This window comes from Acinetobacter sp. YH12040, from assembly GCF_013420005.1.
Lineage (GTDB): Bacteria > Pseudomonadota > Gammaproteobacteria > Pseudomonadales > Moraxellaceae > Acinetobacter > Acinetobacter amyesii.
In genome coordinates this window covers 350,613-363,117 of record NZ_VOZB01000001.1, presented here as the reverse complement: position 1 = coordinate 363,117, position 12,505 = coordinate 350,613, and the positions used below count along the sequence as shown (strand labels likewise).

At 40.2% G+C, this 12,505-nt stretch carries 15 protein-coding genes; 6 read left to right on the top strand and 9 right to left on the bottom strand.

Features of this window, described 5'->3' with window-relative positions; all coding sequences use genetic code 11:
- Positions 1–38: 38 nt before the first annotated feature.
- Positions 39–1,781: an FAD-dependent monooxygenase gene (locus FTT99_RS01735; protein WP_180129316.1), complete on the bottom strand. Its 1,743-nt coding sequence runs from the start codon at positions 1,779–1,781 to the stop codon at positions 39–41.
- Between the two features lie 156 nt (positions 1,782–1,937).
- Here FTT99_RS01735 and FTT99_RS01730 point away from each other — a divergent pair, with 156 nt between their 5' ends.
- Complete coding sequence (locus tag FTT99_RS01730) at positions 1,938–2,819, top strand: LysR family transcriptional regulator (RefSeq protein WP_180129317.1); 882 nt, start codon at positions 1,938–1,940, stop codon at positions 2,817–2,819.
- Positions 2,820–2,834: 15 nt separating this feature from the next.
- Positions 2,835–3,152: a YqfO family protein gene (locus FTT99_RS01725; protein WP_180161179.1), complete on the top strand. Its 318-nt coding sequence runs from the start codon at positions 2,835–2,837 to the stop codon at positions 3,150–3,152.
- Positions 3,153–3,326: 174 nt separating this feature from the next.
- Here FTT99_RS01725 and FTT99_RS01720 read toward each other — a convergent pair whose 3' ends face one another.
- Positions 3,327–4,100, bottom strand: a complete 774-nt coding sequence (locus FTT99_RS01720; RefSeq protein ID WP_180063428.1) for a nitroreductase family protein — start codon at positions 4,098–4,100, stop codon at positions 3,327–3,329.
- A 96-nt stretch (positions 4,101–4,196) separates the two neighbouring features.
- Positions 4,197–4,997 carry an enoyl-CoA hydratase-related protein gene (locus tag FTT99_RS01715; protein ID WP_078190356.1) on the bottom strand — a complete coding sequence of 267 codons (801 nt, stop codon included), beginning with the start codon at positions 4,995–4,997 and terminating at the stop codon, positions 4,197–4,199.
- Between the two features lie 106 nt (positions 4,998–5,103).
- Between FTT99_RS01715 and FTT99_RS01710 the strand changes: the two genes are divergently transcribed.
- Together FTT99_RS01710 and FTT99_RS01705 are read left to right on the top strand one after the other, a co-directional pair.
- Positions 5,104–5,673: a nicotinate-nicotinamide nucleotide adenylyltransferase gene (locus tag FTT99_RS01710; RefSeq protein ID WP_180129319.1), complete on the top strand. Its 570-nt coding sequence runs from the start codon at positions 5,104–5,106 to the stop codon at positions 5,671–5,673.
- 87 nt (positions 5,674–5,760) lie between these two features.
- Complete coding sequence (locus FTT99_RS01705) at positions 5,761–6,327, top strand: YceI family protein (RefSeq protein ID WP_180007620.1); 567 nt, start codon at positions 5,761–5,763, stop codon at positions 6,325–6,327.
- A 17-nt stretch (positions 6,328–6,344) separates the two neighbouring features.
- Here the strand turns inward: FTT99_RS01705 and FTT99_RS01700 are convergent, their stop codons facing one another.
- Positions 6,345–7,232, bottom strand: coding sequence for a LysR family transcriptional regulator ArgP (locus FTT99_RS01700; RefSeq protein WP_180009956.1), 888 nt, complete (start codon positions 7,230–7,232; stop codon positions 6,345–6,347).
- Positions 7,233–7,370: 138 nt separating this feature from the next.
- Between FTT99_RS01700 and FTT99_RS01695 the strand changes: the two genes are divergently transcribed.
- Complete coding sequence (locus FTT99_RS01695) at positions 7,371–7,970, top strand: LysE/ArgO family amino acid transporter (RefSeq protein WP_180129320.1); 600 nt, start codon at positions 7,371–7,373, stop codon at positions 7,968–7,970.
- A gap of 59 nt (positions 7,971–8,029) precedes the next feature.
- Here the strand turns inward: FTT99_RS01695 and FTT99_RS01690 are convergent, their stop codons facing one another.
- The 5 genes from FTT99_RS01690 to dapD form a co-directional block, all read right to left on the bottom strand.
- A complete protein-coding gene (locus FTT99_RS01690; RefSeq protein WP_180129419.1) occupies positions 8,030–8,488 on the bottom strand; it encodes a peroxiredoxin in 459 nt (152 codons plus the stop codon).
- Between the two features lie 135 nt (positions 8,489–8,623).
- Complete coding sequence (locus FTT99_RS01685) at positions 8,624–9,031, bottom strand: hypothetical protein (RefSeq protein ID WP_078190350.1); 408 nt, start codon at positions 9,029–9,031, stop codon at positions 8,624–8,626.
- Positions 9,032–9,044: 13 nt separating this feature from the next.
- On the bottom strand, positions 9,045–9,716 hold the full coding sequence (gene queC, locus FTT99_RS01680; RefSeq protein ID WP_180129321.1) for a 7-cyano-7-deazaguanine synthase QueC: 672 nt from the start codon (positions 9,714–9,716) through the stop codon (positions 9,045–9,047).
- Between the two features lie 29 nt (positions 9,717–9,745).
- On the bottom strand, positions 9,746–10,456 hold the full coding sequence (queE, locus tag FTT99_RS01675; RefSeq protein ID WP_180129322.1) for a 7-carboxy-7-deazaguanine synthase QueE: 711 nt from the start codon (positions 10,454–10,456) through the stop codon (positions 9,746–9,748).
- 112 nt (positions 10,457–10,568) lie between these two features.
- Positions 10,569–11,390 carry a 2,3,4,5-tetrahydropyridine-2,6-dicarboxylate N-succinyltransferase gene (gene dapD / locus FTT99_RS01670; RefSeq protein ID WP_078190347.1) on the bottom strand — a complete coding sequence of 274 codons (822 nt, stop codon included), beginning with the start codon at positions 11,388–11,390 and terminating at the stop codon, positions 10,569–10,571.
- Positions 11,391–11,764: 374 nt separating this feature from the next.
- Here dapD and carO point away from each other — a divergent pair, with 374 nt between their 5' ends.
- Positions 11,765–12,475 carry an ornithine uptake porin CarO gene (carO, locus tag FTT99_RS01665; protein ID WP_180129323.1) on the top strand — a complete coding sequence of 237 codons (711 nt, stop codon included), beginning with the start codon at positions 11,765–11,767 and terminating at the stop codon, positions 12,473–12,475.
- The last annotated feature ends 30 nt before the right edge of the window (positions 12,476–12,505 follow it).

The window sequence follows — 12,505 nt, the reverse complement described above, 5'->3', positions numbered from 1 at the left end:
ATATTGAATTAATAAAACCACTCGAAGGTGGTTTTTGATTAAATAGCCAATTGGATCTGCTTTAACACCGCCTTCAACGTATTTTCAAAATCAAAAGCAGCATTGGTACTGTCTTGGTATCGCCAAGCCACATAACCATCTGGACGAACTAAGACAGCGCCTGATTCATGAATTTCAGATTTAGCATTCCACGTACCGTACACATCACGGTATTCACGGTAACCAATTTGAATCACATCTAAATAAGGTAGATTCAACGATTCAGCAGCAGATTTCCAACCTTTGCCTGAAAGACCTGTCAGTAGGGTGAAACGCCCTTTGCCTGTGATGTCTAAGGTTGAAATTTTTTGGCCTTTGGTATTAATCAACCATGTATGCGGAACTTTTGCCCCCGGACGTGTGGTCGCTTGCAAGTAAAGCTGTTGATCTTTCTCAAAGACTTCCGCTTCAGATTCAGCAATCATGGCATTGGATGTATAACGCTGATTCAGCTCTACACCTTGGGCATTAAACTCAAAGTTTTTAATTTCTAAGGCTTGATAAAGCTTTTGACGTATTTCTGCAGCTTGTTCATCTTCTGCAAAAATACGTTGCATCATTTGAGCTTGAGTTGTGATGCCTTGGTCAAAACCAAATACCTCTTTGAGATGCTTATAGTCAAAGCGAGATTGATTGGCACGCGCCACGATTTGCTTGCCCACAGGCGCACGCTCTAATGTATAAGAATCAAGTAGAGTAGGAGCAGCCCAACCTTTAATGGCATATGCCAATTTCCAACCGAGGTTAAAAGCATCTTGCATACAGGTATTTGAACCTAAGCCACTTGATGGTGGATGACGATGTACCGCATCACCGCCGCAGAATACACGACCTTTTGAATATTCGGTTGCCCATGTTTGGTTCACATACCAATAAGACAATTTTTGAATCTCGACATTTTCAATTTCAGCACCGACAAAGGTATTAAGTCGAGCACGAACTTGTTCTTCGGTGACTTGTGGTTCGCCTTTGGAAATATCAAAGCCCCAACCCATGATCCATTCATTCCAAGGTGTAATGGCACGGAGTAAGCCCATACCCAGATCACCAAAGCTGGCTTCAGGGTTAACAATCCATTGCAAAATAGCAGGGCGGTGTTTCACGTATTTGGAAAGATCAGCTTTAAAGGTTACATAGACTGTACCTGCACGAGACATCACCCCTTCAAGGGGTAAATCAAGCTGTTCAAGGACTCTGGATTTTGCCCCATCCATACCGACCAAATATTTGGCACGTAAGCTGAATTCAGTATTTGTAATACGATTTAAAAAGGTTGCTGTTACACCATGCTCATCTTGCACATGGGACAAATATTCAGTATTAAAATTATAAATTGCACCACGTTCAGCCGCATTTTTTACCAACAAAGCTTCCATTTTCGGCTGAATGAGATCGACCAATGGACAAGGACTGCCTTTAATATAATCGCCATGACGTTCATCACCGGTTCCCCAAGCACTCATACGGGCAATTTCTTCACCGACAAGGCTCGTGGTAATGAGGCTTTCACCCATTTGTTCCCAAGGTGTGGCAATGTCGAGAACTTGTTCTTCGATACCTAAGTCACGTAACACTTCCATCGCACGTTGGTTGGTAATATGGGCACGAGGACTATTGGCTAACCAATTAAATTGGGTAAAAAGCTGAACCTGAATACCGTAATTTGCCAAGGCTAAACCTAAAGTAGAACCTGCAGGCCCTGTGCCAATAATCAGAACATCGGTATCGTATTGCTGTGTCATACAAAACTCCATGTGTATGTGAAGCGCAAACTTGGAATAGTCCGCAGTCTAGGCAAATGATTTTCCGAGTAGAATGGATATTCATATAAACTATAGATCTATTGGTATTTTGACTGCATGACACGGGTGATGTAGTGAGTGTGTGGAGTGAAGCGAATGGAATTACGACATTTACGTTATTTTGTGACGGTGGCGAAAGAACAGAGTTTCACTAAGGCAGCGGAAAAACTATTTACAGCACAACCATCGCTCAGTCAGCAAATTAAAGACTTAGAGCAGGAGGTTGGGGTGCAATTATTTGAACGTTCTGCCCGAAAAGTCTTACTGACCGATGAGGGGCAGGCTTTTCTGAAATATGCAGAGCAAGCACTAGAAAATGCCAAACAAGCTATAGCAGCAGCTCGTCACGTGGCGCAAGCCAAAAATAATCAAATACATATTGGCTTTTTAAATGTCGCAGAATTGAAAATTATGCCGAGTATTTTGGCGCAATTAAAACAACATATCCCTGATTTGAAAATTCATTTACATAGCTTGACGTGTACAGAGCAGATTCAAAAACTAAAAAATACTGAATTGGATATTAGCTTTACTCGTTATCACTTAAGTCATGATGACTTTACGAATATTCAGGTTTTAAGTGAGCAGATCTATCTAGTCGGTGCAGCGCATCTGCATCCATCAGATCGAATCTTAAAACTTCAAGAATTAAAAAATCACACCATTATTATGTGTGAGCAAAATGCTTCTCCTGTGTTTTACGATACCTTAAATGCCTTGATTCCTTTTGATCAGCATCAACATGATCATATGCTGTGGGTAACAAATGTCATGCAGCATTTAAATTTGATTAATATGGGCATGGGCCTGAGTTTTGTGCCCGAATATTTACTCAAATTTTTAAATGATTCGGTCAAAGTCATTCAAACAGATGTGGATTTACCGAAACTAGGTTTATATGCTACCTATCCGCATGCATCGAATAATGTGGCATTGAACATGATTTGCAGTGCTTTAAATGATGTGACTACACAATAGCGTCTGGAATAGTCAATGTTAAAACTAATTTATTATGTACCTGAGTCTCACTTAGAGTCGACTAAACTGGCCGTATTTGAAGCTGGAGCAGGTGGTATAGGCAACTATGAACACTGCGCTTGGCAAGTACTTGGAACAGGGCAGTTTAAACCTGTAAAAGGTGCAAATTCTTTTATTGGTGAGTTGGATCAGCTAGAGTCTATCCCTGAATGGCGTGTGGAAACCATCGTGCCTGAAGAGAAGGCGAGTGAGGTCGCAAGGGCTTTAAAAGCAAGTCATCCTTATGAAGAGCCGGCATTTGAGTTTATTCAAATGGTGGATGTAAGTTTTTAATTCATAATGAAAGTTCCCTCTCCTTTTAAAGGAGAGGGTTAGGGAGAGGATTTATCAGATTATGCCCCTCATCCTCTTACGAAGAATGCTCCTCTTCCCGAAGGGAGACGGGACTTACCTAATATTTAAAGTTATGCAGTCAATTGCGGTTGTGACTATTCTTTTGAAAGCAAATTATATCTTCTGAATAAACAGCTCACGGTCAAAACGATACTGCGGGAAGAACACACCATCTTTAGCACGTTCACCTGCACCAATCACCATCACTGGGTATTGCTGAGCATTTAATCCTAAAATTTTCTTCACCAAAGGTTCATCAAAACCTTCCATCATACAACTGTCAAAACCATAGGCACGTAAAGCCAAAACTAAGTTTTCACAAGCCAAGGCTGTAGTTTTGCTCGCCCAAAGTTTAGCATCGGCTTCATTAAATGCTGTTACAGGCAATTGTTTATCCAATGTCCGTGCAACTTTGAAAGCTACTTTCTTAAAGTTACCTAGTGCGTTTAAGTAACCTGTTTTATAGTTATAAGGAATAAACTTGTAATACTTTTGCACAGCTGCAGGTGCTTCAGGAAATGGGAATTCCGAAATATTACGCTTTGCCATTTCATCTACACGGTCGGTACGCGCGACACAGACAATCAATTCAGCAGCAGTTTTTGCAGCTAGTTGCCCTAGGCAAGCTTTCACTAATTGTTTTTTCTTTGTAGGGTTTTGAACGACGTAGAATGTCCACGGTTGTAAATTCGATGAATTGGGTGCAAGTAAGGCGAGGTCTAAGCATTCATCTAAAACATCGTTTGGAATGGCCTTGTCGGTAAACTTACGTACAGAACGACGGCTTTGTACAATTTTTTTAAAATTCTCGATATCGATGCCTTCAGGCGCAGGCTCGTAGTAGCGTTTCTTTTCAGGTTTAGTTTCAGTTTGTGATGCTGCAGTCATGTGGAAACATCCAGTTTTTAAATTTAGAAAATAGATTGGGGCTAAGATGAAAAAAACCACCCAAATATGAGTGGTTTTTTACGTTCCATTAAAACATTAATTGAACTGAGAGAAGTCAGGTTTGCGTTTTTGCATAAAGGCTGCAACAGCTTCCATCATTTCTGGAGAACCTACTCGATCCATGAAAATCTCAGCTTCATGGTCAATCCATGCCACGATTTCATCTACATTATGTTTCATTAATGCTTTTGATTGAACCAAAGACGCTAGTGGAAGTGCAGATAACTGTGCTGCTTTTTTCGCAGCTGTCGCATAAGCATCTTCTTCAATACTATTGACCAAATTTGCTGAAAGCGCTGTCGCACTATCAAACTTTTGAGCAGTTAACAGTAATTCAGCAGCTTTATGGTAGCCGGCTTGTTGAACCAATAGCTTGCTCGATGCACCTTCAGGTGATAAACCAAGGCTCACAAACGGAATTTGGAATAGGGCGGTATTGTCGCTGTAGACTAGATCGCAATGAAGCAGAATCGTAACACCAATCCCAATGGCAACACCGCGAACCGCAGCAATCAGCGGCTTAGAAAATTGAGCAGCAGATTTTAATAAAATGAACGGTGCGCCTTCTGAAGCTGGAGCTTGTCCTTTTTGAGCAGCAGATTTCATAAAATCTTGCATGTCATTGCCCGCACTGAAGTCCGCATCTTGACCACGGAGTACAATTACACGCACTGAAGTATCCTGATCAGCTTCATCTAATGCTTTTGCAATCCACAGATATAATTCTGTATACAGCGCGTTCTTCGCCTGAGGTCGGTTAATGGCTAAGGTCAGTACGCCATTGTCCAAATTCGCATTCAAATGTTCATGGGGTTGTTGAATACAGCTCAGTGTCATCGTACTATCCTTGCGTAAAAGTTTCGTTTTGATTTTATGCTCGACATTATGTCGCATATTTCAGCCTGTGGCACAACTGCTCAGTTCATAAAAAGTTTGATTTGATATGAAATATACATTTGATTATTTGGTTTTCATTGGGCGTTTTCAGCCGTTCCATTTAGCACATCTGCAAACCATTAAAATTGCCTTACAACAAAGTCAGTATGTGCTTTTAGCACTGGGTTCAGCGCAAAATGAACGTAATATCAAAAATCCATTTTTAGCGTCAGAACGTGAGCAGATGATCCTGTCAAATTTTTCAGAGCAAGATCAGAAGCGAATCAAGTTTGTGCATGTGATAGATGTATATAACGATGAAAAATGGCAAAAGTTAGTCAAATCTTTGGTGAATGATTTAGTTGAAACGAATGCAAAAGTCGGTTTGATTGGACATTTTAAAGATGATTCTTCTTATTATTTAAAATTCTTCCCCGAATGGGAAATGGTTGAGCTGGATAGTCTAGAAGGGGCGATCTCTGCGACACCGGTACGCGAGGCGTATTATCGTGGTGAAATTCAGCATGATGCTTTTCCTCAAGGTACCGTCGAATTTTTGCAAAAATTTCAACAGACAGACATTTATAAACAACTTCAACACAAATTTATGACTCAGGATAAAACAAATCTGCTATAAAAAAACGCTAAAATTTCTAGCACTACAATGGAGCAAAAAAATAAACGTTGTAGTGATTTTAGGCTGTGTTTTATTCAGGAGAAAAACATGAATTTGCGTCACGGAACGTTAGCAAAATATATGGGAGCCTTCGCTTTATGCTGCGTATTGCCCCTACATGCTGCTGAATGGACGCTAACGCCTAATAGTCAGGTCACTTTTGGTATTAAATCTGTGGGGCTGTCGATTGTTGAAGGGCGCTTTAATAAGGTTCAGTCGAACCTTAAGTTTGATCCTGAAATTCCACATAAAGGTTCAGCTCATTTGGTGTTAGATGTAGATAGCATCAGTTTTAGTAACCCAAGCTTAAAGGGATTAATCTTGGGAAGTGAATATTTTGATGCCGCTGAATTTAAGCAAGTGAAGTTTGTCAGTAAACAAATCGAACCCGTGGCTTATGCGAAATATATGATTCGAGGGGATCTGACCATTCGTGGTATCACTAAACCTGTGATCTTCGATACTACACTTACCCCAAGTCCGCAAAATCCAAAAGTGTTGGATGTTCAATCTTTAGCAACCATTAAGCGTAGTGATTTTGGTATGCGTAAAGCACTCGGTGGAGTTGGTGAGCAAGTACTGATTCAGCTCAAAGGCCAATGGCGGCTTGAATAACCGCAGTCTTACAGGGTTTAACACATATGATCTTTGGCATGTTGCAGCACAACAGCAGTCAATTTTTGTAATTGAACAGATTGTTGGTTCCAATGATGCCAATACAAAGCTAGATCAATACTGAGTTCTGTTGAAAGCTCTATCAATTTTCCCGCTGCTAATAAGTCTTTACTTTGATAGTCGGGTAACCATCCATAGCCCAAGCCCATCGTAATGGCATCAAAAAATGCCGTTGAAGAGGGAATGAAATGATGTGGATATTGTGAAGGGTTGAGTCCGAAATTCTTCTGAATCGATTGTGTATGTAAGTCATCTTTCTCATTAAAAATCAGTGCAGGCGCAGCCCTTAACGCATTTCGCGTCACACCTTGACCGAACCATCTTTGGATAAAATCAGGGGTTGCTACAAAGCGATAATGCATTTCTCCCAGATATTCTGCGACGCAGCCCTTCATGGCTTCTGATTCTGTTGTGACACAGGCATTGACCAAACCGGCTTCTAATAAATGATGTGTTTGTGACTGATCATCGACCTGAAAATGAATCACGATTTTTTCTTCAATTAAGAGATCTTTGAGTAGCGGAAGCAACCATGTCGCAAGTGAGTCAGCATTGGTCGCAATATTGACTTGATAGAAAGCATTCGCCGTTTGTCCTGTTAGATTTTGCAGAAAATTATGTTCTAGTAATTTGCTGTGTTGTAAATAATGTAATAATGATTGGCCCGCGAGTGTTGGGCGGCAGGGTCGTTCACGTACAATGAGTACATGACCTAATTTCTTTTCTAAGGTTTGCAGCCTGAGCGTGACCGCAGATGCCGTAATGTTTAAACGCAGTGCCGCTTGTTCAAAGCTTCCTGTTTCAGCAACTGCAAGAAAAGCTTCACTATGTTTGCTTTGTAACATGAGTCACCTATGAGCATTAGAAATTTTATAAACTAAGAAAAACTTAGTTATAGTGATATTTATTTATAAATACTTATTTTAAACAATAAGCTTGGATAATAGCTACATTCATTTAAAGCTTTGAAAGTGTAGTTAAAAATGTTGCACAGTTATATGCAAGGGCTAGCAATTGGATTCAGCTTAATTATCGCGATTGGTGCGCAAAATGCGTTTATTCTCAAGCAAGGGTTAAAAAAGCAGTATGTCTTTTGGCTTTGCGCTATTTGTGCTACTTCTGATTCGATACTCATCTTACTGGGAGTGCTCGGATTCTCCCAATTGGTTGAAAGTCACCCTGAAATTGTGAGTGGGGCGAAATATTTGGGCGCAACGTTTTTAGCAGTTTATGGTGCACAGCATTTTCTGCAAGCCTTTAAAACTTCGAGCAGCTTAGCGCCAAGTGAGAAGAATGAAACCAAACTATTGAAGTTGGTGCTGATTTGCTTGGCTTTAACGTGGTTAAATCCACATGTATATCTCGATACGGTTGTGCTGATTGGGTCTATTTCAACGAAGTTTGAGTCGACTGCTGTATATTTTGCGGTTGGGGCAATTACAGCTTCATGGGTATTTTTCTTTGTCCTCGGATTTGGTGCGCGCTATTTATTACCGCTCTTCCAAAGTGCAAAGGCATGGAAAATTTTAGACTTTATTATTGGCGTTGTGATGTGGGGAATTGCAATTTCATTATTGCTCTAGTTTGAAGCTCTTATTAAGTTTGAGCCCATTCCTATAGGAGCAGGCTCAAATCATTACATTTATGCTGCTTGTAGTGCTTTTAAATCTTCTAAGACTTGTTCTGCATGGCCTGCAGCTTTGACTTTGCGATATTCTTTTACCAGCTTGCCATGATGGAAAATAAAGGTTGAACGTTCGATGCCCATAACCTTTTTGCCATACATATTTTTTTCTTTAATCACGTCAAAATGCTGACATAGCACTTCTTCTTTATCACTGATTAAATCAATGCTTAGATTTTGCTTTTCAGTGAAGTTTTGATGGGCTTTAACCGAGTCACGAGAAATGCCGTAGATTGGGGTATTAAGCGCATCAAACTGATCTTTTAAGCATGAAAACCCAATGGCTTGCGTCGTACAACCCGGTGTTGAATCTTTAGGATAGAAGTAGACGATCAGCCAGTCATTGTTGACTTCTGCAAGGTTGACTTCACCAGTCGTTGTTGGAAAGGTTTGATTTGGTAAGCTAATTTCAGTCATGAAGATTTCCTTTTTCATGTCTTATCCCTAAACGGGCTTAAACAAAGTATGTGAAATATGACCATCATACAGAATTTACTTTGAACTTAAAGCAATAAAAAAGCCTGCAATTGCAGGCTTTTTTAAGACGAAAAATTATTTTTTCGCTTGAGCAGATTTCATTGCTTCTTCAGTTAAAGTTTTTAATTTACCTGTTAACTGAGGACCGAAGCATGCTTGTAAATCTTTATTTTGTTTTTGAACAAAAGCGAGTGTTGCAGGGCTTTTCTTCTGGTTGATTGTGCTTTGGATTTCCCATTTTTGAGCATTGGTTAAACGACCATCTGCTTCAACAGCACAAGTACAGTATTTGCTAACTTCAGCGGCAGTTAGTTTTTTACCTTTGCCAGTTTCTTCTTTACAAACATTAATTAACGAAGATTTTACGTTAGTGCTCTTATATGCTTGTTGAAGCTTGTCGTTGTCAGCGTGTGCAACTGAAGCAAACAATGCAGCTGCAGAGAACGCAGCAGAAAGAATAATGTTTGATTTTAAATTTTTCATAAACCCTACCTTGTTATTTCGGTATGTAACGTGTCGGATCTTCAACACCTGCGTCAACGAAACCTTGTTTACGAAGACGGCAGCTATCGCATTTACCGCAAGCACGACCTTGGTCATCTGCTTGATAGCAAGACACCGTTTGACTGTAGTCTACGCCATGTTCTATACCTAAGCGAATGATATTTGCTTTGGATAAATGTAACAGAGGTGTTTCAAATTTAAGTGGTTTTCCTTCAACGCCAACCTTCGTTGCAAGGCGAGCCATGTTGGCAAATGCTTCGATAAACTCTGGACGGCAGTCTGGATAGCCTGAGTAATCAACTGCATTGATACCAATGACAATCGCTTCTGCACCAAAAACTTCCGCCACAGCTAAAGCATATGACAAGAAAATCGTGTTACGCGCTGGTACATAAGTTACAGGAATACCGGCTTGTTCATGATCAGGAACTTCAATGCTATGGTCAGTTAACGCAGAGCCACCTAAGTTACCTAAATCGATATTAATAACACGATGTTCTACACCAGCCTGCTTAGTTAACTCACGAGCAGCATCTAGTTCTGTCGTAGAACGTTGACCATACATAAAACTCAAGGCGATACATTCATAACGCGCTTGAGCCCAAGCTAAACAAGTGGTTGAGTCTAAGCCGCCAGACAATAAAACTATGGCACGAGGGCGCATATGCATTACTCCAAATAATTCTTTAAAACTTAACGACCAGTTTCATCGTTCCAAAGCAACTTATGTAATTGCAATTGGAAGCGAACAGGGAGATGGTCTTCTAAAATCCATTGTGCTAAATCACGTGCAAGCTGAGGCAAACGAACAGCACCTTTTTCAACGGCAAAGGCCGGAGAGAACCAAATGGTGCTAACTTTTTCGTTTAGCTTATAGCGCTCAACTTGCTGTTTTGACCATTCATAGTCTTCACGATTACAAATCACAAATTTGATCTGATCATGCGCTGTTAAATGGTCGAAGTTGCTAAGCAAGTTTCGTGCAACTTCACCCGATGTCGGGGTTTTTAAATCCATAACCTTTGAAACACGTGGGTCAACTTTAGACACATCTAAAGCACCACTGGTTTCTACAGATACTTCGCAGCCTAAATCGGCCAGACGAGTCATAAGGGGAAGGGCGTTCGGTTGAGCAAGCGGCTCACCACCCGTCACGCAAATATAAGGGGTTTTAAAATCTAAAGTAGTTTGAATAATTTCTTCTAATGATTGGCGTTCACCGCCTTCAAACGAATAGGTTGTATCACAATAAGTGCAACGTAACGGACAGCCCGTTAAGCGGATAAAGACCGTAGGCAAACCTGCGGTATTGGCTTCACCTTGCAATGAATAAAAAATCTCCGTAATACGTAAACCCGCAGACGGATCAGAAACAGGAATAGCGGAAGATCGAAGGGTACTCATAACAAAATTAACCAGATATAAAAAAACAAAAAATCTCTACGATTATTGCTAACCGTAGAGACGAGGAGCGATAGAAGCTCCACGGAACAAGAATGCTCCGCTGAAATAAAACTTAGTCTTCGCGTAATAATTCGTTCAAGCTTGTTTTCGCACGAGTTTTCGCGTCAACTTTTTTCACGATTACTGCAGCATATAGGCTGTATTTGCCGCATTTTGAAGGCAGGCTACCAGAAACCACAACAGAGCCAGCAGGAACACGGCCGTAATGGATTTCGCCAGTTTCACGGTCATAAATTTTAGTCGATTGACCAATGAATACACCCATTGAAATCACAGAACCTTCTTCTACGATCACACCTTCAACGATTTCAGAACGCGCGCCGATAAAGCAGTTGTCTTCAATGATTGTTGGATTCGCTTGAAGTGGCTCAAGAACGCCACCAATACCAACGCCACCAGATAAGTGAACATTTTTACCAATTTGAGCACATGAACCAACAGTTGCCCATGTATCAACCATTGTACCTTCATCAACATATGCACCAATATTGACATATGAAGGCATCAATACAACATTTTTTGCTTGGAAAGAACCTTTACGTGCTACAGCAGGTGGTACTACACGTACACCTGCAGCTTTAAATTGTTCTTCAGTCCAGTCAGAGAACTTAGTATCAACTTTGTCATAGAAGCGTAAGTCACAAGCTTCCATTGGTTTGTTGTCGTTCAATTTGAATGAAAGCAAAACGGCTTTTTTCACCCATTGATGAACAATCCATTCACCATCAATTTTTTCAGCAACACGTAATGTACCGTTATCTAGGCCAGCGATCACTTCTTCTACTGCTGCACGTACTTCAGCAGGACAGTCAGCTGCAGTGAAATTAGCACGGTCTTCAAACGCTTGTTCAATGATTGTTGAAAGCTGAGACATGTTCTTCCATCCAGAAAAAAATTTTCCAAGATTTTACACTAAATCGAGTTAAAAATAGATGGTAAATCGGCCTAGGATCGGAATTAATTATTAAGCAAGCACTAAAACCAAGAAATTAAGAGTGATGAATTTAGCATTTTCATAAGGTTTGTATAAAAAATACGCAAAATATACAGAATTGTTCCTTAACATCATTATTATATTTAAAAAAATGAAACAAAAACTCTTTATTAATCAATATTAAAATCTAAATGTATCAAAAGTTAACAAAAAATCAGTAAATTTGCATAAATGTTGAGCTGTGTTTCCTTTTAACATGTGCCATATAACAAGTCTGTAAAATCTGAATAACAGTTTATTTTGAGGAGAAACACATGAAATCATTACGTTTATTAACAGTAGCTGCTCTACTTACTGCTGCAGGTACTGCAATGGCAGATACCTCTGTAGTTCATGATGGCTATGCATTTGATCAAAACCAACTTATCCCAACTGGCGGTCGTCTAGAAGTGGGTACGACTGGTTATGGTGGTGCGTTACTTTGGACTGCGAACCCATACGTCGGCCTTGCATTAGGTTATAACGGTGGTGATATTTCATGGTCTGATGATTTATCTGTCGATGGCGTAAAATACGACATGGATATGGATAACAAAGTTGGTTACTTAAATGCAGAAGTTCGTCCTTGGGGTGCAAGTGCTAATCCATGGGCTCAAGGTCTTTATGTTGCTGCGGGTGTAGGTTATATCGACACTGAATATGGTTTGAAATCTACAGCGAAAAGCGGTGAAATCGAAATTGATGGTAAAGAAACTTCTTTCGAACGCCTAAACGGTAAAGTGTCTTACGATAACGATATCGCACCATACCTAGGTTTTGGTTTTGCACCAAAATTAAATAAAAACTGGGGCGTATTCGGTGAAGTAGGTGCTTATTACACTGGTAACCCAACTGCAAAATTAACGGCTGTTGGTGGTACTGCTGCTGACCGCGAATTACTTGCTGACCATGAACGTAGCATCGAACAAGATGACAAATATGAATGGCTTCCAGTAGGTAAAGTAGGTGTGAGCTACCATTGGTAAGTTCTTACTGAAACAAAAAAAACGAGCTTC